The sequence below is a fragment of the Streptomyces sp. NPDC059009 genome (genome assembly GCF_042740175.1).
Taxonomy (GTDB): domain Bacteria; phylum Actinomycetota; class Actinomycetes; order Streptomycetales; family Streptomycetaceae; genus Streptomyces.
Map to the genome: position 1 here is coordinate 62,735 of NZ_JBHYJB010000032.1, position 26,714 is coordinate 89,448.

The window sequence follows — 26,714 nt, forward strand, 5'->3', positions numbered from 1 at the left end:
GGAGCCTCACAACCAGCCGTTGCGCCGGAACCCCCGATGGAGCGCGAAGCAGGCGGTGACGATGAGGCCGACCACCATCCCGTAGCCGTACTTCCAGTGCAGCTCGGGCATGTGGTCGAAGTTCATCCCGTAGAGCCCGCAGACCATCGTCGGCACGGCGATGACCGCGGCCCACGCCGTGATCTTCCGCATGTCCTCGTTCTGCGCGACCGTCACCTGCGCCAAGTGCGCCTGCAGGATGGAGTTGAGCAGTTCGTCGAAGGCGGCGATCTGCTCCGTGGCCCGCTTCAGATGGTCGTCGACGTCCCGGAAGTACGCCTGTATCTCCGGGGCGACGACGCGCATCGGCTGCGTGGCGAGTATCTGGAGCGGACGCCCCAGCGGCACCACCGCCCGCTTCAGCTCGAGCAGTTCACGCTTGAGCTGATAGATCCGCCCCGGGTCGGCCCGCACCCCGTCCTTCGCGAAGACGTCCGTCTCGACCTGGTCGATGTCGCTCTGCACCGCGTCGGCCACCTCCAGGTAGTCGTCCACCACCTGGTCGGCGACCGCGTGCAGGACGGCGGCCGGGCCCTTCTTCAACTGCTCGGGATCCGCCTCCAGCGCCTCCCGCAGCGGCCCCAGCGAGCCGTGCCGGCCGTGCCGCACGGTGATCACGAACTCCTGCCCGACGAAGACCATGAGCTCACCGGTGTCGACCACCTCGCTGGTCGCGGTCAGCTGGGCGTGCTCGACATAGCAAACGGTCTTGAACACGGCGAACAGCGTCTCCCCGTACCGCTCGACCTTCGGCCGCTGGTGTGCGTGCACCGCGTCCTCCACGGCCAGCGGGTGCAGGTCGAAGAGCTCGGCGATCCCCGCGAACTCCTGCTCCGTGGGCTCGTGCAGCCCCAGCCAGACGAATCCGTCCTTGGCCCTGCGGACCCGCTCGACGGCCTCGACGACGTCGCCGTCGGAGCCCCCGGACTTGCGGATGCCGTCCTGGTACGTCACGCACTTGACCACCGCCGAGCCCAAGGGGGAGCGGGCCGGGTGGCTCAGGTCCACGCGAGGGCTGCGCCGCGCAAGCCGCGCGACCCTGCGCAGGCCGCCGACCCTACGGAGTGTTCCTACTGTGCGGAGGCCACTGACCTTCCGCAGATTGTCCGCCACCGTCATGGGGCCTCCTCGTCCGACGTGAACGGCCAGTGTGCCAGGGCTGCCGAATCAGCCGAACCCCCTGTGGAAATGGAAGGTTCCGCTCCATAAGTCCCCTCTGTCTGTCCGTGTCTCTCCCTCTCCGCCTCCACAACTGGGATGATCCCGACATGACACTGCAAACCGACGGCGCCTCCTCCCACAACGGCTATCTCCTCGACAACCAGCAGGCGGAGGCGGGCCGCCGCTTCGAAGCCTTCGCCGCACTCTTCGACCCCACGACCTTCCGCCACCTCGACCGGCTCGGCGTCGGCCCCGGCTGGCGCGTCTGGGAGGTCGGCGCGGGCGGCACGTCGGTCGTCTCGTGGCTGGCCAAGCGCGTCGGCCCCACGGGACGCGTGCTCGCCACCGACATCGACACGTCCTGGCAGACGACGACGCCCCGCTCACCGCTGGAGGTCCGCACCCACGACGTGGCCGCGGACGAGCCGCCCACCGAGGGCTTCGACCTGGTCCACGCCCGCCTCGTCCTCGTCCATGTGCCGGACCGGGAGCGGGCGTTGCACTCGATGATCCGCGCCCTGCGCCCCGGCGGCCGCCTCCTCGTCGAGGACGCCGACCCCGCGCTCCAGCCCCTGGCCTGCCCCGACGAGCACGGCCCCGCCCAGCAGCTGGCCAACCGCCTCCGCCACGGCCTGCGCGCCCTCCTCGCGGACCGCGGCGCCGACCTGTCGTACGGCAGAAAGCTCCCCCGTATCCTCCGCGAGGCGGGCCTGCGCCAGGTGGAGGCGGACGCGTACTTCCCCCTGACGTCCCCCGCGTGCGCGACGCTGGAGTCGGCAACGATCAACCACATCCGCGAGCCCTTGCTGGCGGCGGGCCTGGCCACTCCCGCCGACATCGACCGCCACTTGGCGAATGTGGCGGAGGGCCAACTGGACCTGACGACGGCACCGTTGATCTCGGCGTGGGGCCGCAAGGCATAACACTCTTCGGTGCCATTTCAGCCCGTCCGGCGTTTGAGGACGAGGCCGTCCAGGCCGATACGGGGGCAAGGGGCGAAGCCCCAAAAAGAGGGCGCCCCAGGGCGACGGAGTCGCGATTCGGGAAGGGGCGGGATTGGGGAAAGGGCCCCGCAGGGCCCCACCCCCGGCGGTCTACCGCCCCGGCGGCCTCGCCCCCACCCGCCCCACGGCCACACCCCCCGCCCGACACCCCACCCCCACAGCCCCACGCACCCCCACCCCACCCAACCGAGCCGCAAGAAAGGCCCCCGTAAACGCATCCCCGGCCCCGGTCGAGTCCCGAGCCACCACACCGACCCCCGCCCCCACCCGTTCCCGCACCACCCCACCGCGAGCGACGACGGCCCCCTCGGCCCCCTGCTTCACCACCACCTCCGCGAACCGCAGGCTCAACTTCGCCGCCGCCCCCTCCCCGTCCGGCACCCCCGCCAGCAGCTCCGCCTCGTCCCGGCTGGGCAGCAGCACATCGACGCCGTCCACGAGCCCCAGAAACCTCTCCACCCCCAACTCCCGGAGGAATCCCGCCGATGCGGGGTCCACACTCACCGGCACCCCACGCGCGCGTGCTGCCCTCAGCGCGACCGCCGCGACCGCCCTGCTGGGTTCGGCGAAGAACAGATACCCCGACAGATGCAGCCACCCGACCCCGTCGAGCAGCTCCGGAGACCAGTCGTCGGCGCAGAGCCGCAGCGACGCCCCGCTGTCCGTGAGGAACGTCCGCTCGGCGGCGGCCTCCCCGTCGACCAGGCAGATCACCGTCCCGGTGGTCGCCTCGGGGTCGACGACCAGCCGCGGCCGCACCCCCGCGCGCGTGAGCGCCTCCTCGTGCCAGGCCGCCGAGTCCGCCCCCACCCGCCCGAGGAGCCGCACGTCCGGACATCCCTCGTACGCCGCCCAGCAGGCCACGTTCGCCCCCGCGCCGCCCGGCACCGTACGGATCTCCGCCACGGTGTCGGTGCCCTGCGCGAGGGGGCCGCGGTGCCGCGCGACCACATCGGTGACGACGTCCCCGACGACCAGGAGCGCGCCGCCGCCTCCAGGAACCCCGAAGCGCCCCGCCACCCCTCTCACCGTCCCTCCGCCCAGGCCCCCGCCACCCGCCCCGCGACCCGCACATTCCCCCGTACCGCCGCGAGGTTGGCCGCCAAGGACGCCCCCTCGGTGTGCCGGGCCAGATAGTCCAGCAGGAAGGGCGTGACCGCCTGCCCCGAGATGCCCCGCTCGTCGCAGGCCCGCAGCGCGTCGGCCAGCACGCGCGCGTGGAGAGCGGGATCGAGCTGCTCGGCCTCGGGCACCGGGTTCGCCACGATCAACGCCGAGTCCGGGACGCCCAGTTGATCGTGGGCGCGCATCACCTCGGCCACCTCCCGCGGCGTCCGCAGGGTCCAGTCGACCGGATGCCCGGAGTCGGCCAGATAGAAGCCGGGGAAGCGGTCCGTGCCGTACCCGGCCACGGCGACGCCCAGTGTCTCCAGGCGCTGCAGCGTCGCGGCCACGTCCAGGATCGACTTCACGCCCGCACACACGACCGTGATCCGGGTGCGGGCGAGCAGCCCCAGGTCCGCGGACTCGTCCTGCGTCGCGGTCCACTCCCGGTGCACCCCGCCGAGCCCGCCCGTCGCGAACACCCGCACCCCCGCGCGCGCGGCGAGCAGCGCCGTCCCGGACACCGTGGTCGCCCCGCTCGCGCCCGTCGCGACCGCGAGCGCCAGGTCCCGGTGGCCCAGCTTGCGCAGCCCCTCCTGGTTGGCGATCCGCTCCAACTGGCCCTTGTCCAGGCCCACGTGGGGCCGCCCGTCCAGGACGGCGATCGTCGCGGGCACGGCTCCCTGTTCCCGTACGACGTCCTCGAGCTCCCGCGCCACCTGGAGATTGCGTGGGCGCGGCAGCCCGTGCGCGATGATCGTGGACTCCAGGGCCACCACGGGCCGTCGCGCCGCGACGGCTTCCCGCACCTCTTCGGACACCACCAACACGGGCCTGCCTCCTGCCTGTCGGGTCTCCTCCTCATCCCTGGCGGGCGGTGGCCCCCGCCAAACCCCGCGCACCACGGCAGCTAGGGTGACCGGCCATGACCACAAATGATCAGTCCGTCGCCGCCGTTGGCTCCTTCGCCGTCCACATTCCGGATGTCGAGCTGGAGGTCGAGCAGCTCGACCCCGACCAGATCGTCTCGGGCACGCCGGTCGTCACGGGGAAGGTCCTGTGGGAGTCCGCCGACGGCAAGCAGCTGCGCGGCATCTGGCAGATCACCCCGGGCGTGGTCACCGACACCGAGGCCAACGAGCTCTTCGTGGTCGTCAGCGGGCGTGCCACCGTCGAGGTCGAGGGCGGCACGACCCTGGAGCTCGGCCCGGGCGTCGCGGCGGTCCTGCGCGAGGGCGACCGCACGACGTGGACCGTGCACGAGACGCTGCGCAAGGCGTACCACATCACGCTCGCCTGAACTCCCTTACGACCAGGGCCTGTCCGGCGGATCGGGCCCTAGGGCCTTTTGGTGTCCTTCGGGCGCGGTGTGAACAGGGCGAGCCCCGCGAGCGGCAGCAGCAGGGACGCCGCCGCGAGGTTCAGCCAGGCGTAGCTCGCCGTCGCCACCACCAGGCCCGCCACCGTGCTGCCCACGCCGGCCGCCGCGCTCGTCGTCAGGTCCGACAGGCCCTGGGCGGCGGGGCGCGCGGCCTGCGGCACGGAGTCGGTGAGCAGCGCCGAGCCCGACACGAGCGCCGCCGACCAGCCGAGCCCCAGCAGGAAGAGCCCGGCGGCGATCTGTCCGTGGCTGCCGCCCGCCGTCCCCGCGAGCAGCGCCGCGCAGGAGAGCAGCCCCACCGCGAGCCCGATCACGGCGAACCGCCCCAGCCGGTCGGACAGATACCCCATGACGGGCGAGAACGCGTACATCCCCGCGACGTGCCCGCTGATCACCAGGCCGATGAGGTCGATGCTCGCGCCGTGGTGCCCCAGGTCCACCGGCGTCATCGACATGATCGACACCATTGCGGTGTGCGCCACGGCGACCGTCACGAGCGCGAGCCGGGCCCGCGGCGAGGCGGCCACGGCCGCCAACCCGGCCCGGACGGAACGCCCTTCGGTGGACTGCTCCGCCTCCGGTGCCAGGGCGCGCGCGGTGAGCAGCGGGTCGGGGCGCAGCAGCAGCTGCACCACCGCGGCCGCGATCAGGAACACCCCCGTCGCCCACACGAACGGCCCGGCCTCCGCGGGGACGCCGAGCCCCGAGACGCTGCGGCCCGCGGGCGCCGCGATGTTCGGTCCGGCCACCGCGCCGATCGTGGTGGCCCACACGACGTTCGAGATGGCCCGCGCGCGGTGCGCCGGTTCGGCCAGGTCGGCCGCCGCGTACCGGGCCTGCAGATTGGCCGTGGAGGCCGCGCCGAACCCGGCGAGCCCGAGCAGCAGCAGCGGGAAGATCCCCGCGACGGCGGCCACCACCGTGACGACGGCCCCGGACGCGCCGATCAGATACGCCAGTACGAGCCCGGCCCGCCGCCCCCGCGCCGTCATCAGGGCGGCCAGCGGCACCGCGAGCACCGCGGACCCGACGACGCTCGCGGTGGACGCGAGACCGGACAGCGCCTCGTCCCCGCTGACCTGCTTGGCCAGCACCGCGGCGAGCGCGATGCCCGTGGCGGTCCCGAGCCCGCCGAGTATCTGGCTCGCGATCAGGACGGCGGAGGTCCGGCGCCGCAGCGCGGGCAGGTCTGCTGCCGCCACGGGGGTGGCGTCGGGCCGCCGCTCGGCGGAGTTCGGTATGAGCACCGGCGCAGTGTGGCAGCACCCACCGGCCGGGCGACATGGGACGGCGCGGCCGGATCCCTGAGGAGGATCCCTCAGAACAGCGGCTGCGGCAGCACCCCTTCGAGCGCGAGCAGCTGCCGCTTCGTCTCCAGGCCGCCGCCGAACCCACCGATGCCGCCGTCGCTCTCCACGACCCGGTGGCACGGCACCACCACGGGCAGGGGATTGGCGCCCATCGCGATGCCCACGGCCTGGGCCGCGCCGGGCTGGCCGACGCGGCTCGCCAGGTCCCCGTAGCCCACGACCGTGCCGTAGGGGACGCCGGTCGCGAGCTCGCGCAGCACCTGGCGGTTGAAGCCCGCGATCAGGCTCCAGTCCAGAGGCAGCTCGAAGTCGCGCCGCTCGCCCGCGAAGTACGCCCTCAACTGCCGTATGGGCTCGGCGAGCAGCGGGGAGCCGGGCGCCTCGACCGGCTCGGTCCCCAGGCGGGACCCGAGCCGCTCGAGCGCCTTGTCGCGCACGTCCCCGGCCGCGTGGAAGACGACGTTCACCAAGCCGTCCTCCGTCGCGGCGAGCAGCAGCGGGCCGATGTCGCTGCCGACGACGGCCCAGACGAGCCGCTGCGTGCCCTGCCCGGTGGCGTCCTGCCCAGTGGCGTTCATGCGGACCACCGTACGACGGGCCACTGACAACGGCCCTGGCCTCGGGGACTAGCCCTCGCGCAGCGCCGACCGCACCACGTCGGGCACGTTGGTGATGATCCCGTCCACGCCGAAGCCCGCCACCCGCTTCGTGGCCGGAGCGTCGTTGACGGTCCACGTGAAGATCTCCAGGGGCTTGCCGTGCGGGCCCTTGAGCGCGTGGATCGCGGAGACGTAGTCGTCGGAGATCGTCGTGTGCGAGGAGTTGATCTGGTCGGAGAACTCCGCGTACGCGGGCAGTTCGGCGGCCTTGGGCGTGCCGAGGAAGCCCGTCTTGATGTCCGGCCGAAGGGCGTGCACCGTCTTCACGCTGTCCGCGCTGAAGCTCTGGATGACGAGCTTCCGCTTCACGTGGTGCTTGTCGAGCCAGCCCGTCCTGCGCAGCACCTGAAGCCCCTGCTTCTCGATGCCGGGGTAGAGCTCGGGCTTCTTGAACTCGAAGACCAGGCTCTGGTGGTTGCGCTCGACCCGGTTCATGTACTGCTTCAGCGTCGGCACGCGCTGACCCGCGTACTTGGGGTCGAACCAGCTGCCCGCGTCGAGCTTCGCGATCTCCGCCGCCGTGAAGTCGGCGACCTTCCACGGCGCCCGGTCCGGGAAGACCTCCTCCACGTCGGTGGTCCTCTTCAGGGTGTCGTCGTGCATGATGACCAACTCGCCGTCCTTGGTGCGCTGGACGTCGTTCTCGACCCAGCGGAACCCCATGTCAGCGGCCTTGTCGATGGCTGCGAGAGTGTTCTCCGGCGCGTATCCGGAGGCGCCGCGGTGGGCGACGACCAGGGGCCTGCCGTGCTTGCTCGCTATGGAGGCGGCAGCGGACGGAGCCGACGCCTTCGGAGCGGGCGCGGCGGAAGCGGTGGCGGAGGGGAGGACGAGTGCACCGGCGCCCAGCAGGGCGGCGGTGGTGGCAGCGGCGGCGCGTGCGTACACGGGTACTCCTCGCGTTCGTGCGATCACAGACCGGTCGAGGGTGACAGCGCTGGGCCAACGGGAGACAGGTGCAGGATGGCCACAGGTTGAACGGAGTGACCCCAGACGTGAATCCCACGCGCGGGGGTTGGGTTTCTTTGCCGGAAAATCGTTCGTACGTTCCGGAGTGAGCTTTACTCTCTGCCTCAGCCCGCGGTCGGTCTCCCGGCGTCGGGGGACGGGCTGGGACGGTCCGGGGCATTCAGGCACAACAGGCGGAAGGGCAACCGCGGATGCAGGGCACGGTCGACGGTTTCAGCTACGGAGTCGTCACCCCGGTAGTGGCGTACCTGATGGCTTGTCTGGGCGGAGCGCTCGGACTGCGCTGCACGACCAGATCCCTCCTTGTCGCACAGTCCTGGCGGCCCGGCTGGCTCGCCCTCGGCTCGGCGGCGATCGGCTCCGGGATATGGACCATGCACTTCATCGCGATGATGGGCTTCACCGTCAAGGAAGTCCCCATCCACTACGACAAGGCCACCACCTTCGCGAGCCTGGCCGTCGCCATCGTGATGGTCGGCATCGGGATCTTCATCGTCGGCTACCGCGGCGCGACCGGGACGGCCCTGTTCACCGGCGGCACCATCACCGGGCTCGGCGTCGCGTCGATGCACTACCTGGGAATGGCCGGTATGCGTCTACGCGGGACGCTGCAGTACAACACCCTCACGGTTTCCGCCTCCGTCGTCATCGCCGTCGTCGCCGCCTGCGCGGCGCTCTGGGCCGCCGCTCAGGTCAGGGGCTTCCTGTGGAGCCTGGGCGCGAGCCTCGTCATGGGCCTGGCCGTGACCGGCATGCACTACACGGGCATGGCCGCGCTCAGCGTCCATCTGCACGGCTCGACCGCGCTGCCGCCCGGTGACTCGCCCGCCGAGCTGCTCGCGCCCATGATGATCGGGCCGCTCGCCTTCCTGCTGCTCGCGGGCGTGGTCGTGATGTTCGACCCGCTGATGGTCATGGGCAAGGCCGACACCAGGGCCCACCTGAGCGCCCGCCGCCCGCCCTACCCCGTGCCCCGCTCCGGCGACCGCGCGGTCCCGCGCTCCGGCGACCGCCGCCCCCCGCGCATCGGCCGCAGGCCCCCGTCGCGGCCCGGCCGCCGCAGCCCGCAGAAGCGCTGAGCCGGGGCGGGTGGCCGGCGGGTGGCCGGCGGGAGGCCAAGGGCGCCGAGCCGCTGATCGGACCCGGTTGTCAGTGGGGAGTCGTACGGTGGTTTCCATGCGGCCCGTATCCAAGATCGAACGCACGGTGGCACCTTTCGAGGTCGTCAGCCCGTACCAGCCCAGCGGCGACCAGCCGACGGCCATCGCCGAGCTGGACCAGCGCATCCGAGCAGGCGAGAAGGACGTCGTCCTGCTCGGCGCGACCGGTACCGGAAAGTCGGCCACCACCGCGTGGATGATCGAGAAGCTCCAGCGCCCCACGCTCGTGATGGCGCCGAACAAGACGCTGGCCGCCCAGCTGGCCAACGAGTTCCGCGAGCTCCTGCCGAACAACGCGGTCGAGTACTTCGTCTCGTACTACGACTACTACCAACCCGAGGCATACGTCCCGCAGTCGGACACCTACATCGAGAAGGACTCGTCGATCAACGAGGAGGTGGAGCGCCTCCGCCACTCCGCGACGAACTCCCTGCTCACCCGGCGTGACGTGGTCGTGGTCGCCTCCGTCTCCTGCATCTACGGCCTCGGCACCCCGCAGGAGTACGTGGACCGCATGGTCCCCCTGAAGGTCGGCGACGAGATCGACCGCGACCAGCTCCTGCGCCGCTTCGTCGACATCCAGTACACGCGCAACGACGTGGCGTTCACCCGCGGCACCTTCCGCGTCCGCGGCGACACCATCGAGATCTTCCCGGTCTATGAGGAACTGGCCGTCCGCATCGAGATGTTCGGCGACGAGATCGAGGCCCTCTCCACGCTCCACCCCCTCACCGGCGAGGTCATCAGCGACGACGACCACCTCTACGTCTTCCCGGCCTCGCACTACGTGGCGGGCCCGGAGCGCATGGAGAAGGCGGTCAACGGCATCGAGAAGGAGCTCACGGAGCGCCTGGACGAGCTGGAGAAGCAGGGCAAGATGCTGGAGGCCCAGCGCCTGCGCATGCGCACCACGTACGACCTGGAGATGCTCCGCCAGATCGGCTCCTGCTCCGGCGTGGAGAACTATTCGATGCACTTCGACGGCCGCGACCCCGGCAGCCCGCCGCACACCCTCCTCGACTACTTCCCGGACGACTTCCTCCTCGTCCTGGACGAGTCGCACGTCACGGTCCCGCAGATCGGCGCGATGTACGAGGGCGACGCCTCCCGCAAGCGCACCCTCGTCGACCACGGCTTCCGGCTGCCCTCCGCGCTCGACAACCGCCCGCTGAAGTGGGAGGAGTTCCAGGAGCGCATCGGCCAGACCGTCTACCTCTCCGCGACCCCGGGGAAGTACGAGCTGTCGCGCGGCGACGGCTATGTGGAACAGATCATCCGCCCCACCGGCCTCGTCGACCCGGAGGTCGTCGTGAAGCCCACGGAGGGCCAGATCGACGACCTGGTGCACGAGATCCGCACGCGCACCGAGAAGGACGAGCGCGTCCTGGTCACCACGCTCACCAAGAAGATGGCCGAGGACCTCACCGACTACTTCCTCGAACTGGGCATCCAGGTCCGCTATCTGCACAGCGACGTGGACACGCTCCGCCGCGTCGAGCTCCTGCGCGAGCTGCGCGCCGGCGAGTTCGACGTCCTGGTCGGCATCAACCTCCTCCGTGAGGGCCTCGACCTGCCCGAGGTCTCCCTCGTGGCGATCCTGGACGCCGACAAGGAGGGCTTCCTGCGCTCCGGCACCTCGCTGATCCAGACCATCGGCCGCGCGGCGCGCAACGTCTCGGGCCAGGTCCACATGTACGCGGACAAGATCACCCCGGCGATGGAGAAGGCCATCGACGAGACGAACCGCCGCCGGGAGAAGCAGATCGCGTACAACAAGGAGAAGGGCATCGACCCCCAGCCCCTCCGCAAGAAGATCAACGACATCGTGGCCACGATCGCCCGCGAAGAGGTCGACACGGAGCAGCTGCTCGGCTCCGACTACCGCAAGCCGAAGGACGGAAAGGGCGCCAAGGCCCCCGTCCCCTCGCTCGGCGGCGCTCACGACAAGGCGGGCGCGGCCACCGCGAAGGCCGCCAAGCCCGCCAAGGGCAAGACCGCGGCGAAGGTCCCCACCGACCGGCCCGCCGCCGAACTCGCCGAGCAGATCGAGGAGATGACCGAGCGGATGCGCGCGGCCGCCGCCGACCTGCAGTTCGAGATCGCCGCACGCCTGCGGGACGAGGTGTCGGAGATGAAGAAGGAGCTTCGTCAGATGAGGGAGGCGGGCCAGGCATAGCCGGTGTGTTGCAGGACCGACACAAAGTCCTGCCCGGGGTGCGGAGCCGTCCGCGCCAGTGCATAGGGTTGCTGGGCGACCGCGCCGACAGAGCGGTCGCCCAGGGCAGTTCGAGAGGGGACAGCGCGTGACGGTCAACATGACCAAGGGTCAGGCCATCAGCCTGCAGAAGAACGACGGGGGCGCCCTGACCGCGGTGCGCATGGGGCTCGGCTGGCAGGCGGCCCCCAGGCGCGGCCTGTTCGGCTCCCGCACCCGCGAGGTCGACCTGGACGCGTCGGCGGTGCTCTTCGCCGACAAGCAGCCGGTCGACGTGGTCTTCTTCCGCCACTTGGTCAGCGACGACGGCTCGGTCCGGCACACCGGCGACAACCTGGTCGGCGGCGCGGGCCAGGGCGGCGACGACGAGTCCATCCTCGTCGACCTGCAGCGGGTCCCGGTCCACATCGACCAGATCGTCTTCACGGTGAACTCGTTCACCGGCCAGACGTTCCAGGAGGTGCAGAACGCCTTCTGCCGCATCGTCGACGAGACCAACGGCCAGGAGCTGGCCCGCTACACCCTGGACGGGGGCGGCCAGTACACCGCCCAGATCATGGCGAAGGTCCACCGGGTGGGCGGCGGCTGGCAGATGACGGCCCTCGGCAACCCCGCGAACGGCCGGACGTTCCAGGACCTGATGCCGGCGATCCTGCCGCACCTGTAGAGCGCTGCCCACAGCGCTCTGAGAGAAGCCTGACGAGGGGGACGAAGGCGATGACGGCCGAACTGGTCCGGGGGCAGAACCACCCGCTCCCCGGGAACCGACTGGAAATCCGCGTCTCGGTCGGCAAGCCGATCGTGGCCGGGGCCACGCTCTGCGACGACCAGGGCAAGGTGCGCGGGACCGAGTGGGTGGCCCATCCCGGTGCCCCCACCCTGCCCGGCCTCGAAGTGCCCAAGCAGGCGGCCGCCGACCACCGCCTCGCCGTCGACCTGGACGCCGTCCCGGACGCCGTCCACCAGGTCAACGTGCTGCTCTCGCTCCCCGTCGGCGTGGGCGGCCCGGTCCGCTTCGGCGCCCTGGCCGCCCCCTTCGTCGCGGTCACCGGACTCGACGGCACCGAGGTCGCCAGCTACACGATCACGGACCTGGACGCCGAGTCCGCCGTCGTCGCCCTGGAGATCTACCGCAGGCAGGGCGCCTGGAAGGTGCGCGCCGTCGGCCAGGGCTACGCGGGCGGCCTCGCCGACATGCTCGTCGACCAGGGCCTGCCCCAGGCCCGCGAGCTCGCGGGCACCATCAACGAGGCGGTGGCGCAGGGCCTCGCCCGCTCGGTCGCCGCCCCGCCCCCGCGCCCGCCGGACGAGGCCCGGGTGCGGGCGGGGACCCAGGGCAACGGCACGCCGCTCGCCGACGGCGCCTCTCCCTCCGTGCAGCCGTCCGCCGACGGCCCGTCGAACACGGCCCCGGCGGACGCACCGTCCACCGGCGGCCCCGTCAACTACAGCCACCCCGGCCGCCAGACCACCGCCCCGCCACCGCCCGCGCCCACCGCGCCCCCGGCCGCCCCCGGACAGCCCGCCCAGCCCGTGGCGGGCGACGCGACCGGCTGGTCCATGGACGAGCGGCTCTACAACCAGGTGTGGGGCATGTTCGAGGACCTGGCCCGCACGGTCTCCGCGTACCGCAGCGCCGTGGACTTCGCCGACTCCCGCATGGAGCAGGAGCTCGACCGCGCCCTGTCCGACCCGCGCAGCCGCATCGGGGGAGCGGGTGACACCGCGCGCGAGGCCGCCCAGGCCAAGCACGCCGACCTCGTCGACCAGGCCCGGGCCGCCCTCGACCGCGACCTGGCCCAGCTCACCGCCGAGTCCGACGTGGTCGAGCCCGCCCTGCCCCCGGCCTACGCCTCCTGGGACAACCCCGTCTGGCACGGCTACCGCGCCCCGTTCGAGATCCCGATGGCGCTGCGTCTGGGCGACCTCAGCCTGGCCGAGACGCCCGATCTGCGGATCCCGATGCTGGTCCGGCTGCCCCTGGAGCGCGGCCTGTGGATCGACAGCGGCCGCTCCGCCGCCGACTCCCTGGCCGACGCGGACGAGGTGCGCCGCCGCGCCATGGAGAGCGCCGTCGCCCATGCCGCCCGGCTCCTCGCGGTCTACCCCGCGCGGGAGTTCGCGGTGCACGTCATCGACCCGGCGGGCAGCGCCACGGGCGCCCTGGCCCCGCTGGTCGCCTCCGGTGTCCTGGACGAGCCGCCCGCCTCCGGGGCCGCCGGGGTCTCCGCCGTCCTGGCCCGGCTCACCCAGCGCGTCGACCTGGTGCAGATGGCCGTCCGCGGCGGCGCCGCCGACTCGCTGCCCCCGGACCTGGACACCGCCGAGCAGCTCCTGATCGTCAACGACTTCCCGCACGGCTTCGACGACCGCGCGGTCACCCAGCTCCGCTACCTCGCCGACGAGGGCCCGGCCGTCGGCGTGCACCTCATGCTGGTCGCCGACCGGGAGGACGCCGCGGGGTACGGCCCGCTGCTCGACCCGCTCTGGCGCTCCCTGCTCCGCCTCACGCCGGTGCCCGACGACCACCTCGCCGACCCGTGGGTGGGGCACGCGTGGACGTACGAGCCACCGGCCGCCCCCGCGGGCAGCCGCGTCCTCGAGGACGTCCTGGCCAAGGTCGCGGAGGCCCGCAGGACCCGGGGGCGTTGACGGTAAAGACCTCCTGACCAGGTCTTTTGGCTCTTGTTTGCCATCCCCTTTACCTAACCTTGGTAATTCGCGTACTCTCTTCCTGCGGAGGGGAGTACTCCCGTACGCGACGTACCCGTCAATACGGACCGCCATCGGTCCCGGGGCGTCGGCCCGGCAGGCGCGCAGAGCGCCTCGGGTGGAAGAGACCTCCGGCAGCGACGACGCTGATCAAGTAGCCGTACGACGCCGGAGGCGCAGTGGACGTTTCAATGACCCTGTGGGTACTGACCATCGTTGGTCTGTGTGCCCTGATCGCGGTCGACTTCTTCATCGGGCGCAAGCCCCATGACGTGTCGATCAAGGAAGCCGGCATCTGGACGGTCGTCTGGATCGTGCTCGCCGCCCTCTTCGGCATCGGCCTGCTCATCGCGGGCGAGAGCCAGGCGTCCGGCGAGTTCTTCGCGGGCTTCATCACCGAGAAGTCGCTCAGTGTCGACAACCTCTTCGTCTTCATCCTGATCATGGCGAAGTTCTCGGTGCCGACCCACCTGCAGCAGCGCGTGCTGCTCTTCGGTGTGCTGATCGCCCTCGTCCTGCGCGCGATCTTCATCGCCGCAGGCGCCGCGATCATCGCGAGCTTCTCCTGGGTCTTCTACATCTTCGGCGCGTTCCTGATCTACACCGCCTGGAAGCTCATCCAGGAGGCGCGCTCCGACGAGGAGGACGAGGAGTTCGAGGAGAACCGCCTCCTGAAGTCCATCGAGAAGAAGTTCGGCGTCGCCGACCGCTACCACGGCACGAAGCTCTTCATCGTGGAGCACGGCAAGAAGATCATGACGCCGCTCCTGGTCGTCATGCTCGCCATCGGCATGACCGACGTCCTGTTCGCGATGGACTCCATCCCCGCGATCTTCGGCCTCACCCAGGACCCGTACATCGTCTTCACGGCCAACGCCTTCGCCCTGATGGGCCTGCGGCAGCTGTACTTCCTCATCGGCGGCCTGCTGAAGAAGCTGGTCCACCTCAGCTACGGCCTGTCGGTCATCCTCGGCTTCATCGGCGTGAAGCTCGTCCTGCACGCCCTGCACGAGAACGGGGTGCATGTCCCCGAGATCTCCATCCCGGTCTCGCTCGGCGTCATCTGCGGCGTCCTGGTGATCACCACGATCACCAGCCTGATCGCCTCCAAGAAGCAGGAGGAGCGGGAAGCGGCCGAAGCGGCTCAGAAGGACAGCATCGAAGCCTGACCGCGTCGGGCGTAGGAATTATCGGCACCGGGAGCGGTGCGCGGCCGATTGTCGCGCACCACTCCCGGTGCTTGTTTGTGCGGTGGGCGCGGCGCCCGCCCGGGGCGCGCGGGCCAGGGGAGGCACCCATGCGTTTCTGCCAGATCATCGACTTCGAAACCGACCGCATCGACGAGATGCGGGAGCTGATCGGCCAGTTCGACCAGCAGAACGCCGGCCGTGCAGGCGGCCCCACGCACCGGATCATCCTCCAGGACCGCGACAATCCGCGGCGCTACCTCGTCATCGTCGAGTTCGCCTCGCACGAGGACGCGGTCCGCAACAACGAACGCCCCGAGACGCAGCAGCTCTCCGAGCGGCTCATCGCGATGTGCACGCGCCGGCCCGGCTTCACCGACTGCGACGTACGGGAGATGACCGAGCTGAAGTAGCGGACGCCCGTATGCCGCTGAAGTAGCGGCCCCCGAGCCTCCGGGAGACCATCGGAGGCATGATCACTCGGCTCCGCCCGCTCGTCACGCAGTGGACGGCCGTGGTGCCGGTCATCGCGGCCATCCTGCTCGCCCTCACCTGGGGCCGGGACCTGCCCGGCGGCGTCGTCGCCCTGGTGACCCTGGTCCTGGCCGGCGCGGTCCTCGCCGCCGTCCACCACGCGGAGGTGATCGCCCACCGGGTCGGTGAGCCCTTCGGCTCGCTGGTCCTCGCCGTCGCGGTCACGATCATCGAGGTCGCGCTGATCGTCACCCTCATGGCCGACGGCGGCGACAAGAGTGCCACCCTGGCCCGCGACACCGTCTTCGCCGCCGTGATGATCACCTGCAACGGCATCGTCGGCATCTGCCTGCTGGTCGGCGCCCTCCGCCACGGCATGGCCGTCTTCAATCCCGAGGGCACCGGCGCGGCCCTCGCCACCGTCGCCACACTGGCCACCCTCGGCCTCGTCCTGCCGACGTTCACCACCAGCAAGCCGGGACCCGAGTACTCCACGTCCCAGCTGGTCTTCGCCGCCGTCGCCTCGATCGCCCTGTACGGGCTCTTCGTCGCCACCCAGACCGTGCGCCACCGCGACTACTTCCTGCCGATCACCCGCGACGGCCATGTGGTCGACGCCGACGACCACGCCGAACCGCCCTCCTCGCGCACCGCCCTGATCAGCGTGGGCATGCTCCTGCTCGCCCTGATCGGCGTCGTCGGGCTCGCCAAGGGCGTCTCGCCGACGATCGAGTCGGGCGTGGAGAGCGCCGGGATGCCGCACGCCGTGGTCGGTGTCGTCATCGCGCTGCTCGTCCTGCTCCCCGAGACCATCGCCGCGCTGCGCGCCACCCGCCGCGACCGGGTCCAGACCAGCCTCAACCTGGCCCTCGGCTCCGCGATGGCCAGCATCGGCCTGACCGTCCCCGCCGTGGCCATCGCGACGGTCTGGCTGTCGGGGCCGCTGGTGCTCGGCCTCTCCGCGACCCACATGGTGCTGCTCACCCTCACGATGATCGTCAGCACCCTCACGGTCGCTCCCGGACGGGCCACCCCCTTGCAGGGCGGGGTCCATCTGGTGCTCTTCGCCGCCTACTTGGAGCTCGCCGTCACGCCGTGACCGGCTCCGGCGTCACGCCGTGACCGGCACCGTCTCCGGCGCCGGACGGGTCTCGGGGAGCAGCGCGAAGCACCCCAGGCTCAGCAGCGCGATGCCCGTCAGATACGCCGCGACACCCCACGGCGTCCCCTCGCCGCTCGCCGCAGCCGTCGCCACGATCGGCGTGAGCGCGCCCCCGAGCACCCCGCCCAGGTTGTAGCCCACCGCCGCGCCCGTGCACCGGACCCGGGGCGCGTACAGCTCCGGCAGATACGCGGCGATCACCGCGAACATCGTGATGAACGCGAGCAGCGCCCCCAGGAAGCCGCAGAACATCAGCAGCGGCTGCCCCGTCGCGAGCAGCGCCACCATCGGGAACATCCACAGCGCCGCGGCCGCCGAGCCCGCCAGACACAGCGGCCGCCGCCCGAAGCGGTCACCCAGCAGCGCCACCACCGGAGTCAGCGAGCCCTTCACCACGACGGCCGCCATGATGCAGGTCAGCATGACCGTGCGGCTCACCCCGAGCTGCTCCACTCCGTAGGCGAGCGACCAGGTCGTCACCGCGTAGAACACCGCGTACCCCACGGCCAGGGCGCCCGCCGTGAGCAGCACCAACCGCCAGTGTCCGCGCACCACTTCGGCGAGCGGCACGCGCGCGTGCTCGTCGAGTTCCAGGAAGTCGGGGCTCTCCGCGAGCGAGGTGCGCAGCGCGAGCCCGGCCACCGCGAGGACGCCGGCCACCCAGAACGGCACCCGCCACCCCCAGGCCGCGAACTCCGCGTCGGTGAGCGTCAAGGAGAGCGCCAGCATGATGCCGTTGGCGAGCAGGAACCCCAACGACGGCCCGATCTGCGGGAAGCTCGACCACAGCGCGCGCCGCTCGGGCGGGGCGTGCTCGGCGGTCAGCAGCACCGCACCGCCCCACTCGCCGCCGAGCCCGAGCCCCTGGAGGAAACGCAGCACAAGGAGGAGCACGGGAGCGGCGGTCCCGATCGTCCCGTACGTCGGTACGCAGCCGACCGCGACCGTCGCGACCCCGGTGAGCAGCAGCGATCCGATGAGCACGGGCCGCCGCCCCCGCCGGTCCCCGATGTGCCCGAAGAGCATCGACCCGAGCGGCCGCGCCACGAAGCCCACTCCGAATGTCGCGAAGGCCGCGAGAGTTCCCGCCAGCGGCGAGAAGCTCGGAAAGAACAGCGGCCCGAGCACCAGGGCGGCCGCGGTGCCGTAGACGAAGAAGTCGTAGAACTCGATGGCGGTCCCGACCAGCGAGGCAGCGGCGAGCCGGGGCAGGGACGGGGGAGCGGGGGGTGATGAAGCGGTACGCATGCCGCGTCAACTACCCGCCGTCACCACGAGTTACGGGGGCGCGCGGAAGCCCGGCGCGGCTTCAGCCGTACGTCAGGGTGGACGTCAGTACGTGACCGTGATGCGCCGCCCCGGCCCGTCCACCCGCACCACGCCCCCGTACGGGATCACCACCTGCGGGTCCGTGTGCCCGAAGTCCACGTCGAAGACGGCCATCATGTCCGGCGCGTAGGCGTCGAGGGCCCGCAGCACGGCCTCCCGCTGCCCGCGCGCGTATGCCTCCCGGGCCGCCGCGTCGTTGCGCTGCGTGAGCGACTGGCGCTTAGGGCGGGCCATCAGGAGGGCGGGGAAGCGGCTCAGCAGACCGCGCTCGCCCATGGAGCGCAGAACGCGGAACACCTCTTCGGCGGTGGGGAGTTCCTCGGAGGTCTCCAGGAACAGCACCCGTCCGTCGTACGTGGACAGGTCCTCGGCGATCGCCCGGTCCGCCATCAGGAGCCACGACAGGATCTCCAGGTTGCCGCCCCAGGAGCGGCCCTCCACGACGCGCTCGGGGCGGCGCCAGGTCCAGCCTCCGGCCGGCTCGGTCGGCGGCTCGCCCGCGAAATTCGCCGGGTCGTCCCACGGCAGGTCGACGTCGCGAAAGCGCTCGGTGGGGCGCAGCTCGTAGGGCCCCGGGGTGAACAGCGCGGCCCGCAGCGAGTCCGCCGTCGGACCGGCCATGGCGCCGGGGCGGCCGAACTCGCACATCACGCTGCCGCCGTGGAAGCCGACGACGCCCGCGTCACAGAGATAGGCGAGGAGGTTCGTGTTGTCGCTGAAGCCGAAGAACGGCTTCGGGTTCGCCCGGATCAACTCCCGGTCCAGATGCGGCAGGACGGTGATCTGGTCGTCGCCCCCGATGCTCGCGATGACCGCCTTGATGCCGGGATCGGCGAACGCGGCGTTGATGTCGGCGGCCCGCTCCTCGGCGCTCGCGCCCATCTTCCGGGTCGTCGGATACTCCACCGGTTCGAGGCCGAACTCCTCGCGCAGCCGACGCAGCCCCAACTCGTAGGGGAGCGGGAACAGTCCGGGCAGTCCCGCCGAGGGGGACAGGACCGCGACGCGGTCGCCGGGCGACGGCTTCGGCGGGTAGACGGGCTCTTCGGGGGAGGCGTTCATGGCGGGAGCCTAGACAGCCCGCTACGAAGACCGCACATGAGATTCCGTACGGGTGCCGTGATAGACCTCCCTCAGGCGCCGACCACTGGAGGACCGTATGACTGCCCGCACCCTCGCCACCGCCCCGATCATGATCCTGAACGGGCCGAACCTGAACGTCCTGGGCAAGCGCCAGCCCGAGATCTACGGCTCCGACACGCTCGCCGACGTCGAGGCCCTGTGCGCCAAGGCGGCCGCCGCGCACGGCGGGACCGTCGACCTCAGGCAGTCCAACCACGAGGGTGAGTTGGTGGACTGGATCCACGAGGCGCGTGAGCACCACGTGGGCATCGTCATCAACCCCGCCGCCTACTCCCACACGTCGGTCGCGATTCTGGACGCACTCAACGCCTGCGACGGTCTTCCCGTCGTGGAGGTCCACATCTCCAACGTCCACCAGCGCGAGGCATTCCGGCACCACAGCTATGTGTCGCAGCGCGCGGACGGCGTGATCGCGGGGTGCGGCGTGCAGGGGTACGTGTTCGGGGTGGAGCGCGTGGCGGCGCTCGTCACCGCCGCCACCGCTCCTACCGCCGGATAACTCCCGTACGCACCGGGCCTGTTCGGCTCACCAGCCGCGTGCGCGCCACTCCGCCAGGTGCGGGCGCTCGGCGCCCAGCGTCGTGTCGTTGCCGTGCCCGGGGTAGACCCACGTCTCGTCCGGGAGGGTCCCGAAGATCTTCGTCTCCACGTCCTCGATGAGGCTCGCGAACTTCTCCGGGTCCTTCCAGGTGTTGCCGACGCCTCCGGGAAAGAGGCAGTCGCCGGTGAAGACGTGCGGGTGGCCGTGCGGGTCGTCGTAGACGAGCGCGATCGAGCCCGGGGTGTGGCCCACCAGGTGGCGGGCGGTGAGCGTGATGCGCCCGAACCGGATCGTGTCCCCGTCGTCGACCGCCACGTCCGTCGGCACCGGAATGCCCTCGACGTCCTCGCGCCCGGCGTACGTGCGCGCGCCCGTCGCCGCGACGACCTCCTCCAGGGCCTGCCAGTGGTCGCCGTGCTGGTGGGTGGTGACGACGGCCGTGATGCCGTCGCCCCCGATGAGGTTCAGCAGCGTCTGCGGCTCGTTCGCCGCGTCGATCAGGAGCTGCTCGTCCGTGGCCCGGCAGCGCAGCACGTAGGCGTTGTTGTCCATCGGCCCGACCGCGACCTTCGAGATCATCAGGTCCTGCAGCTCGTGCACATCCGCGGGACCGCCGACCTTCACTGCTCCGCTGTACGTCATGGAGGCAGCCTATAGCGGGGGCAGGGCGGGCAGGGGGCCGCCTTCGGGGGTGAGGGCGGAGCCGTCACGGCGGCCGGAGAGCCAGCCCAGGAGGTCGGCCTGGCGGCCGCTCACGGCGATGTCCCAGGTGTGCTCGTGGCCGCGCTCGACCTGCTCCCGTGTGACGCCCTCGACGGCGCCTGTGAAGAGCGTCCGGCCGTCGTCCTGCCTGATCGCGACGGCAGGCAGACCGGAGGCGTTCCGGAACCGGTCGGCGAGGAAGTTGATCTCCCGCTGGGTGAACTCCGCCGGCAGGTCCTCCAGCTCGTACCCGATGCCGAGGTCCACATGGTGCAGCTCCACCTCGACGAGGCGGCGGAACGGCACCCGCGACGCCGAGTCCGTGACCCCGTTGCGCAGCTCGACGGTGCGGGACCAGTCCGCGGGCTCCGCCCCCTGCGCGGCGAAGCGCTCCGCGCTCTCCCGGACGTCCGCCAGCTGCTCGGCGAGCCCCCGCGGCGCGTCCCGCTCGATGTCCGCGTCCCGCGCCTCCCCGCTCACATACATGGGCCGCCCGGCGAGGACGTTGACGAGTGCGTCCGCGTTGCGCGCCAGGTGGGCCAGGACGTGGCCGCGCGTCCAGCCCGGCAGCCGTGACGGCTCGGCCACCGAGGCGTTGTCCAGTTTGGCGGCTGCGGCGAGCAGCCGGTCGGTCGCGTCACGTACAGACGCCAGGTCATGCGCATGATCGATCATGGTCCTGACGATAGCCCCGCCACACCTTCGGGTGAAGGTGGCGGATCGGTCCCGTAAATCGAAAGCCCGTGCTATAAGCTCGGCCGAGGCGTCGGGCATTCTTGGCAGGCGGGGTTTGTTACCCACCAGGGAATCCGACCGGCGTTGTCAGTGGCTCCCCCTACTCTTTGAGCGATGGGGGCTCCGTGCCTCTGTCACCTCCCTCAAGAAAGGTGCGGACCGGCGTGGCCGACCGTCTCATCGTCCGTGGCGCGCGCGAGCACAATCTCAAGAACGTCTCGCTCGACCTCCCGCGTGACTCGCTCATCGTCTTCACCGGTCTGTCCGGATCCGGAAAGTCCTCGCTCGCGTTCGACACGATCTTCGCCGAGGGCCAGCGCCGGTACGTGGAGTCCCTGTCCTCGTACGCCCGCCAGTTCCTCGGCCAGATGGACAAGCCCGATGTGGACTTCATCGAGGGCCTCTCCCCGGCGGTCTCCATCGACCAGAAGTCGACCTCGCGCAACCCGCGCTCGACGGTCGGCACCATCACCGAGGTCTACGACTACCTCCGGCTGCTCTTCGCCCGCATCGGCAAGCCGCACTGCCCCCAGTGCGGCCGCCCCATCGCGCGGCAGTCGCCCCAGGCCATCGTCGACAAGGTGCTCGAGCTTCCCGAGGGCAGCCGCTTCCAGGTCCTCTCGCCGCTGGTGCGCGAGCGCAAGGGCGAGTTCGTCGACCTCTTCGCCGACCTCCAGACCAAGGGCTACTCCCGCGCGCGGGTGGACGGCGCCACGATCCAGCTCTCCGAGCCGCCCACGCTCAAGAAGCAGGAGAAGCACACCATCGAGGTGGTCGTCGACCGCCTCACGGTGAAGGACAGCGCCAAGCGCCGCCTCACCGATTCCGTGGAGACCGCCCTCGGCCTCTCCGGCGGCATGGTCGTGCTCGACTTCGTCGACCTCCCGGAGGACGACCCCGAGCGCGAGCGCATGTACTCGGAGCACCTGTACTGCGCGTACGACGATTTGTCGTTCGAAGAGCTCGAGCCCCGCTCCTTCTCCTTCAACTCGCCCTTCGGCGCCTGCCCCGACTGCACCGGCATCGGTACGCGCATGGAGGTCGACCCCGAGCTGATCGTCCCGGACGAGGACAAGTCGCTCGACGAGGGCGCCATCCACCCCTGGTCGCACGGCCACACCAAGGACTACTTCGGCCGCCTCGTGGGCGCCCTCGCCGACGCCCTCGGCTTCTCCACCGACATGCCCTGGGCGGGCCTCCCGCAGCGCGCCAAGAAGGCCCTCCTGTACGGCCACAAGACCCAGATCGAGGTGCGCTACCGCAACAGGTACGGCCGCGAGCGCGTCTACACCACGGCCTTCGAAGGCGCCGTCCCCTTCGTGAAGCGGCGCCACAGCGAGGCCGAGAGCGACGCGAGCCGCGAGCGCTTCGAGGGCTATATGCGCGAGGTGCCCTGCCCCACCTGTGAGGGCACGCGCCTCAAGCCGATCGTCCTGGCCGTCACGGTCATGGGGAAGTCCATCGCCGAGGTCTCCGCGATGTCGATCAGCGACTGTGCGGACTTCCTCGCCGAGCTCAAGCTGGGCGCCCGCGACAAGAAGATCGCCGAGCGCGTCCTCAAGGAGGTCAACGAGCGGCTGCGCTTCCTCGTCGACGTCGGCCTGGACTACCTCTCGCTGAACCGCGCGGCGGGCACCCTCTCCGGAGGCGAGGCCCAGCGCATCCGCCTGGCCACCCAGATCGGCTCCGGCCTCGTCGGCGTGCTCTACGTCCTGGACGAGCCGTCGATCGGCCTCCACCAGCGCGACAACCACCGCCTCATCGAGACCCTCGTCCGCCTGCGCGACATGGGCAACACCCTCATCGTCGTCGAGCACGACGAGGACACCATCAAGGTGGCGGACTGGGTCGTCGACATCGGCCCCGGCGCCGGCGAGCACGGCGGCAAGGTCGTGCACAGCGGCTCCCTGAAGGAGCTGCTCGCCAACGAACAGTCCATGACCGGCGCCTACTTGTCGGGCCGCAAGGCCATCCCGGTCCCGGACGTACGCCGCCCCGCCGACCCCTCGCGCCGGCTCACGGTGCACGGCGCGCGCGAGAACAACCTCCAGGACATCGACGTCTCCTTCCCGCTCGGCGTCCTCACGGCCGTCACGGGCGTCTCCGGGTCCGGCAAGTCGACGCTGGTCAACGACATCCTGTACACCCACCTGGCCCGCGAGCTGAACGGCGCGAGGAACGTCCCCGGGCGGCACACGCGCGTGGACGGCGACGACCTCGTCGACAAGGTCGTGCACGTGGACCAGTCACCCATCGGCCGCACCCCGCGGTCGAACCCGGCGACGTACACCGGAGTCTTCGACCACGTCCGCAAGCTCTTCGCGGAGACGACGGAGGCGAAGGTGCGGGGCTACCTCCCCGGACGCTTCTCCTTCAACGTCAAGGGCGGCCGCTGCGAGAACTGCTCCGGTGACGGCACCATCAAGATCGAGATGAACTTCCTGCCGGACGTGTACGTCCCGTGCGAGGTCTGCCACGGCGCCCGCTACAACCGCGAGACGCTGGACGTGCACTACAAGGGCAAGTCCATCGCCGAGGTGCTCGACATGCCCATCGAGGAGGCCCTCGGCTTCTTCGAGGCGGTGCCCGCGATCGCCCGCCACCTGAAGACGCTCAACGACGTCGGCCTGGGCTACGTCCGCCTCGGCCAGTCCGCGCCGACGCTCTCCGGCGGCGAGGCCCAGCGCGTGAAGCTGGCGAGCGAGCTGCAGAAGCGCTCCACGGGCCGCACCGTCTACGTCCTGGACGAGCCCACCACCGGCCTGCACTTCGAGGACATCAGCAAGCTCATCGCCGTCCTCTCCGGCCTCGTGGACAAGGGCAACACGGTCATCGTCATCGAGCACAACCTCGACGTCATCAAGACCGCGGACTGGGTCGTCGACATGGGCCCCGAGGGCGGCAGCGGCGGCGGCCTGGTCATCGCCGAGGGCAGCCCCGAAGAGGTCGCCGGCGTCCCGACCAGCCACACCGGCAAGTTCCTCAGGGACATCCTCGCGGCCGACCGCATCAGCGACGCGGTGCCCGCCCAGGCGCGCAAGACCGCCACCAAGAAGACGGCCACCAAGAAGACAGCCGCCAAGAAGGCACCCGCGAAGAAGGTGACGGCGGCGGAGAAGGCCCCCACGAGGAAGACGGCGACGAAGAAGGTGACCGCCACGAAGAAGGCGGCGCCCGCCAAGAAGGCGACCCGCGCGCGGAAGAGCTGAGCCGCAGGGCTGGGCAGCAGGACTGAGCAGCAGCAGAGCTGAGCCGCTGAGCTGAGCCGCAGGGCTGAGCCGCGGGGCCGCATCGCCAACGCCCCGCCCCCGTGGACGTCTTGTCCACGGAGGCGGGGCATGGTCGTCTGGTCCGCATGCCCGTACGCAGCGAACGCCAAGGACCCGTCACCACCGTCGTGCTGTCCCGCCCCGAGGTGCGCAACGCCGTCGACGGGCCCACCGCGCGGGCCCTCGCCGGCGCCTTCCGGGACTTCGACGCCGACCCGGACGCCTCCGTCGCCGTCCTGTGGGGCGAGGGCGGCACGTTCTGCGCGGGCGCCGACCTGAAGGCCATGGCGACCCCGGACGGCAACGAGATCACCCAGGTCGAGGGTCCGGCGGCCGGGGACGGGCCGATGGGGCCCACCAGAATGCGGCTGTCGAAGCCGGTGATCGCGGCCATCTCCGGGCACGCCGTCGCGGGGGGCCTCGAACTCGCCCTCTGGTGCGACCTGCGCGTCGCCGAGGACGACGCCGTGCTCGGCGTCTTCTGCCGCCGCTGGGGCGTCCCGCTCATCGACGGCGGCACGGTGCGGCTGCCCCGTCTCATCGGCGAGTCGCACGCCATGGACCTCGTCCTCACCGGCCGCCCGGTGGCCGCAGCCGAGGCGCTCGGCATGGGCCTGGTCAACCGGGTCGTGCCGAGCGGCACCGCACGCGCGGCGGCCGAGGAACTGGCCGCCCAGCTCGCCGCGTTCCCGCAGACCTGCCTGCGAGAGGACCGGCTCTCCGTACGCGAGCAGGGCGGCCTCTCCGAAGAGGCCGCCCTGGCAGGCGAGTTGACGCACGGGCTGCGGTCGCTCAAGGAAGCCGCCGACGGGGCGGCGAGATTCGCGGCGGGCGCGGGCCGGCACGGCGCCTTCGAAGATCCCCGACCGTGAGCTGAGCCTCTACTCCGCCTTCGCGGGCTCCACGAACTGCATGTCCAGCTGGATCTTCACGACCTCGCCGAGCAGCCCGGGCGCGAAGTCGAGCCCGAACTCGCTGCGCCGGATCTCGCCGTTCGCCTCGAAACCGGCCCGGCGGCGCTCATCGCCGGGGAAGTTCTGCAGGCCGCCGAACTCCACGGCGAGCGACACCGGACGGGTCACCTCGCCGATGGTCAGCTCGCCCGCCATCGTCCACTCCTCGCCCGCACCCGACACCCGCGTCGAGCGGAACGTCATCGTCGGGCGCTTCTCCACGTCCAACAGGTCGGAGGCGCGCACATGGGCGTCCCGGTCCGCGTTGGCGGTGTCGATCGAGGCCAGGGCGATGGTCGCGCCGACCGTCGTCGTCTCGGCCGTCTCGCCCACCACCAGCTCGGCCGTCGCCTCGGTGAAGCGGCCCCGCACCTTCGAGATGCCCAGGTGGCGGATGGAGAAGTTCACGGCGGAGTGCAGCGGGTCGTACTCCCAGCGGCCCGCGGGCAGCGGCAGCTGTGCGGCGGCGGTGGTCGGCGTTCCGGTCTCAGTAGTCATGCCGACCACTCTGCGGCGCCGCGACGGCGCGAGGAAGGCCGGGCCGAGACTGGTAGTGACAGGGCCACCCTCCGCGTGAAGCCTGCTGATACGTTCGAACAGTGAGCGACAACGAGTTGGGACTGTTCCTGCGCGCCCGGCGCGAAGCCGTCACACCCACGGAGGTCGGCCTGCCCACCGGGCCCCGCCGCCGCACCCCCGGGCTGCGCCGCTCCGAGGTCGCCACCCTCGCCGGGATCAGCGTCGAGTACCTCACCCGGCTCGAGCAGGGCCGCGACCGCCACCCCTCGTCGCCCGTCCTCGGCGCTCTCGCCGACGCGCTGCGCCTGACCCTGGACGAGCGCATCCACCTGCACCGCCTGGAGAAGGCCCACGGAGCCGACGCCGTCTGCTGCGCCGGGGCGCCCGAGCCGTCCCGCACGGTCCGCCCCACGGTGCGCGCCCTCCTCGACCGCCTGGAGCCCGCCCCCGCCGTCCTGCTCAACCGCCTCGGCGACGTCCTCGCGCACACCACCGGCTACGAGCGGATCGTGCGCCCCCTCGGCCTGCTCGACGAGCGCGAACCCAACCTCGTCCGGTTCGTCTTCACCGACGCCCGCGCCCGGCGCGCCTACCCCGACTGGGACCGCGTCGCGGACGAGCAGTTCGCCTATCTGCGCACCGAGTCCCCGCCCGCCGACCCCCATGTCAAGGGATTCATCGACGAGTTGACGGTCATGGCGGGCTGCCCGTTCGCCGAGCGCCTCAAGGGGGCGCCCCAGCTGCCCCGGCGCACCGGGACCGACCGCCTGCACCACCCCGAGGTGGGCGGCCTCTGCCTGGCGTACGAGACCCTGACGCTGCCGGAGATCGACCAGCAGCGCCTCGTCGTGTACCTGCCGGACGACGACGCCACGGCGGCGGCCCTCGACCGGCTCGACGGCCGCAAGCCGGGCGGTCTGCGCGCGGTGTCGGGCTGACCTGACCGGAGCCGCCCTGCTGACCGGAGCCGCCCTGGGGGAGCCGCT

General features: G+C 71.4%; 24 protein-coding genes. 13 read left to right on the plus strand and 11 right to left on the minus strand.

The genetic code is table 11. The annotated features are described in order from the left end of the window. Window positions 1-6 precede the first annotated feature (6 nt). Window positions 7-1,158 (minus strand): magnesium and cobalt transport protein CorA, encoded by a 1,152-nt coding sequence (locus tag ACFWYM_RS29090; RefSeq protein ID WP_384843608.1) that lies wholly within the window; start codon window positions 1,156-1,158, stop codon window positions 7-9. Between the two features lie 149 nt (window positions 1,159-1,307). On the opposite strand from ACFWYM_RS29090, the gene ACFWYM_RS29095 reads away from it, so the two are divergent. After that, the gene (locus ACFWYM_RS29095; RefSeq protein ID WP_384843611.1) at window positions 1,308-2,123 is read left to right on the plus strand and encodes a methyltransferase domain-containing protein; all 816 of its coding nucleotides are present in this window, start codon (window positions 1,308-1,310) and stop codon (window positions 2,121-2,123) included. Window positions 2,124-2,294: 171 nt separating this feature from the next. Here ACFWYM_RS29095 and ACFWYM_RS29100 read toward each other — a convergent pair whose 3' ends face one another. Both ACFWYM_RS29100 and ACFWYM_RS29105 read right to left on the minus strand, forming a co-directional pair. Next, on the minus strand, window positions 2,295-3,224 hold the full coding sequence (locus ACFWYM_RS29100; RefSeq protein WP_384843614.1) for a carbohydrate kinase family protein: 930 nt from the start codon (window positions 3,222-3,224) through the stop codon (window positions 2,295-2,297). Window positions 3,225-3,229: 5 nt separating this feature from the next. Further along, entirely contained in the window at window positions 3,230-4,138 is a 909-nt protein-coding gene (locus ACFWYM_RS29105; protein WP_384843618.1) for a pseudouridine-5'-phosphate glycosidase, read from the minus strand. A gap of 95 nt (window positions 4,139-4,233) precedes the next feature. On the opposite strand from ACFWYM_RS29105, the gene ACFWYM_RS29110 reads away from it, so the two are divergent. Next, on the plus strand, window positions 4,234-4,608 hold the full coding sequence (locus ACFWYM_RS29110; protein WP_384843621.1) for a cupin domain-containing protein: 375 nt from the start codon (window positions 4,234-4,236) through the stop codon (window positions 4,606-4,608). A gap of 38 nt (window positions 4,609-4,646) precedes the next feature. Here the strand turns inward: ACFWYM_RS29110 and ACFWYM_RS29115 are convergent, their stop codons facing one another. From ACFWYM_RS29115 to ACFWYM_RS29125, 3 genes are all read right to left on the minus strand, one after another. Beyond that, the gene (locus tag ACFWYM_RS29115; protein ID WP_384843624.1) at window positions 4,647-5,936 is read right to left on the minus strand and encodes an MFS transporter; all 1,290 of its coding nucleotides are present in this window, start codon (window positions 5,934-5,936) and stop codon (window positions 4,647-4,649) included. A 71-nt stretch (window positions 5,937-6,007) separates the two neighbouring features. Continuing rightward, entirely contained in the window at window positions 6,008-6,577 is a 570-nt protein-coding gene (locus ACFWYM_RS29120; protein ID WP_384843627.1) for a methylated-DNA--[protein]-cysteine S-methyltransferase, read from the minus strand. A gap of 48 nt (window positions 6,578-6,625) precedes the next feature. Beyond that, window positions 6,626-7,546, minus strand: a complete 921-nt coding sequence (locus tag ACFWYM_RS29125) for a glycerophosphodiester phosphodiesterase (RefSeq protein WP_384843630.1) — start codon at window positions 7,544-7,546, stop codon at window positions 6,626-6,628. 272 nt (window positions 7,547-7,818) lie between these two features. Between ACFWYM_RS29125 and ACFWYM_RS29130 the strand changes: the two genes are divergently transcribed. From ACFWYM_RS29130 to ACFWYM_RS29160, 7 genes are all read left to right on the plus strand, one after another. Beyond that, window positions 7,819-8,706 carry an MHYT domain-containing protein gene (locus ACFWYM_RS29130; RefSeq protein WP_384843633.1) on the plus strand — a complete coding sequence of 296 codons (888 nt, stop codon included), beginning with the start codon at window positions 7,819-7,821 and terminating at the stop codon, window positions 8,704-8,706. A gap of 97 nt (window positions 8,707-8,803) precedes the next feature. Continuing rightward, complete coding sequence (gene uvrB / locus ACFWYM_RS29135; RefSeq protein WP_384843636.1) at window positions 8,804-10,963, plus strand: excinuclease ABC subunit UvrB; 2,160 nt, start codon at window positions 8,804-8,806, stop codon at window positions 10,961-10,963. Between the two features lie 127 nt (window positions 10,964-11,090). Further along, window positions 11,091-11,669, plus strand: coding sequence for a TerD family protein (locus ACFWYM_RS29140; RefSeq protein WP_384843638.1), 579 nt, complete (start codon window positions 11,091-11,093; stop codon window positions 11,667-11,669). 50 nt (window positions 11,670-11,719) lie between these two features. After that, the gene (locus ACFWYM_RS29145) at window positions 11,720-13,654 is read left to right on the plus strand and encodes a TerD family protein (RefSeq protein ID WP_384843641.1); all 1,935 of its coding nucleotides are present in this window, start codon (window positions 11,720-11,722) and stop codon (window positions 13,652-13,654) included. 239 nt (window positions 13,655-13,893) lie between these two features. Continuing rightward, entirely contained in the window at window positions 13,894-14,883 is a 990-nt protein-coding gene (locus ACFWYM_RS29150) for a TerC/Alx family metal homeostasis membrane protein (protein ID WP_384843644.1), read from the plus strand. 128 nt (window positions 14,884-15,011) lie between these two features. Further along, window positions 15,012-15,314, plus strand: a complete 303-nt coding sequence (locus ACFWYM_RS29155) for a hypothetical protein (RefSeq protein WP_384843647.1) — start codon at window positions 15,012-15,014, stop codon at window positions 15,312-15,314. A gap of 59 nt (window positions 15,315-15,373) precedes the next feature. Beyond that, window positions 15,374-16,474: a calcium:proton antiporter gene (locus ACFWYM_RS29160; protein WP_384843650.1), complete on the plus strand. Its 1,101-nt coding sequence runs from the start codon at window positions 15,374-15,376 to the stop codon at window positions 16,472-16,474. 12 nt (window positions 16,475-16,486) lie between these two features. Here ACFWYM_RS29160 and ACFWYM_RS29165 read toward each other — a convergent pair whose 3' ends face one another. After that, entirely contained in the window at window positions 16,487-17,785 is a 1,299-nt protein-coding gene (locus tag ACFWYM_RS29165; RefSeq protein WP_384843653.1) for an MFS transporter, read from the minus strand. An 84-nt stretch (window positions 17,786-17,869) separates the two neighbouring features. After that, window positions 17,870-18,928, minus strand: coding sequence for a S66 peptidase family protein (locus ACFWYM_RS29170; RefSeq protein WP_384843656.1), 1,059 nt, complete (start codon window positions 18,926-18,928; stop codon window positions 17,870-17,872). A 97-nt stretch (window positions 18,929-19,025) separates the two neighbouring features. On the opposite strand from ACFWYM_RS29170, the gene aroQ reads away from it, so the two are divergent. Then, window positions 19,026-19,508, plus strand: a complete 483-nt coding sequence (gene aroQ / locus ACFWYM_RS29175) for a type II 3-dehydroquinate dehydratase (RefSeq protein ID WP_384843659.1) — start codon at window positions 19,026-19,028, stop codon at window positions 19,506-19,508. A gap of 27 nt (window positions 19,509-19,535) precedes the next feature. Here aroQ and ACFWYM_RS29180 read toward each other — a convergent pair whose 3' ends face one another. Both ACFWYM_RS29180 and ACFWYM_RS29185 read right to left on the minus strand, forming a co-directional pair. After that, window positions 19,536-20,192: an MBL fold metallo-hydrolase gene (locus ACFWYM_RS29180; protein WP_384843662.1), complete on the minus strand. Its 657-nt coding sequence runs from the start codon at window positions 20,190-20,192 to the stop codon at window positions 19,536-19,538. A gap of 9 nt (window positions 20,193-20,201) precedes the next feature. Beyond that, window positions 20,202-20,927, minus strand: coding sequence for a maleylpyruvate isomerase family mycothiol-dependent enzyme (locus ACFWYM_RS29185; RefSeq protein WP_384843665.1), 726 nt, complete (start codon window positions 20,925-20,927; stop codon window positions 20,202-20,204). A 224-nt stretch (window positions 20,928-21,151) separates the two neighbouring features. Here ACFWYM_RS29185 and uvrA point away from each other — a divergent pair, with 224 nt between their 5' ends. Both uvrA and ACFWYM_RS29195 read left to right on the plus strand, forming a co-directional pair. After that, window positions 21,152-24,196 (plus strand): excinuclease ABC subunit UvrA, encoded by a 3,045-nt coding sequence (uvrA, locus tag ACFWYM_RS29190; RefSeq protein WP_384843668.1) that lies wholly within the window; start codon window positions 21,152-21,154, stop codon window positions 24,194-24,196. A 146-nt stretch (window positions 24,197-24,342) separates the two neighbouring features. After that, the gene (locus ACFWYM_RS29195; RefSeq protein WP_384843671.1) at window positions 24,343-25,128 is read left to right on the plus strand and encodes a crotonase/enoyl-CoA hydratase family protein; all 786 of its coding nucleotides are present in this window, start codon (window positions 24,343-24,345) and stop codon (window positions 25,126-25,128) included. Between the two features lie 9 nt (window positions 25,129-25,137). Here the strand turns inward: ACFWYM_RS29195 and ACFWYM_RS29200 are convergent, their stop codons facing one another. Further along, window positions 25,138-25,707 (minus strand): YceI family protein, encoded by a 570-nt coding sequence (locus ACFWYM_RS29200; RefSeq protein ID WP_384843674.1) that lies wholly within the window; start codon window positions 25,705-25,707, stop codon window positions 25,138-25,140. A 101-nt stretch (window positions 25,708-25,808) separates the two neighbouring features. On the opposite strand from ACFWYM_RS29200, the gene ACFWYM_RS29205 reads away from it, so the two are divergent. Further along, window positions 25,809-26,666: a helix-turn-helix domain-containing protein gene (locus ACFWYM_RS29205; RefSeq protein WP_384843677.1), complete on the plus strand. Its 858-nt coding sequence runs from the start codon at window positions 25,809-25,811 to the stop codon at window positions 26,664-26,666. The last annotated feature ends 48 nt before the right edge of the window (window positions 26,667-26,714 follow it).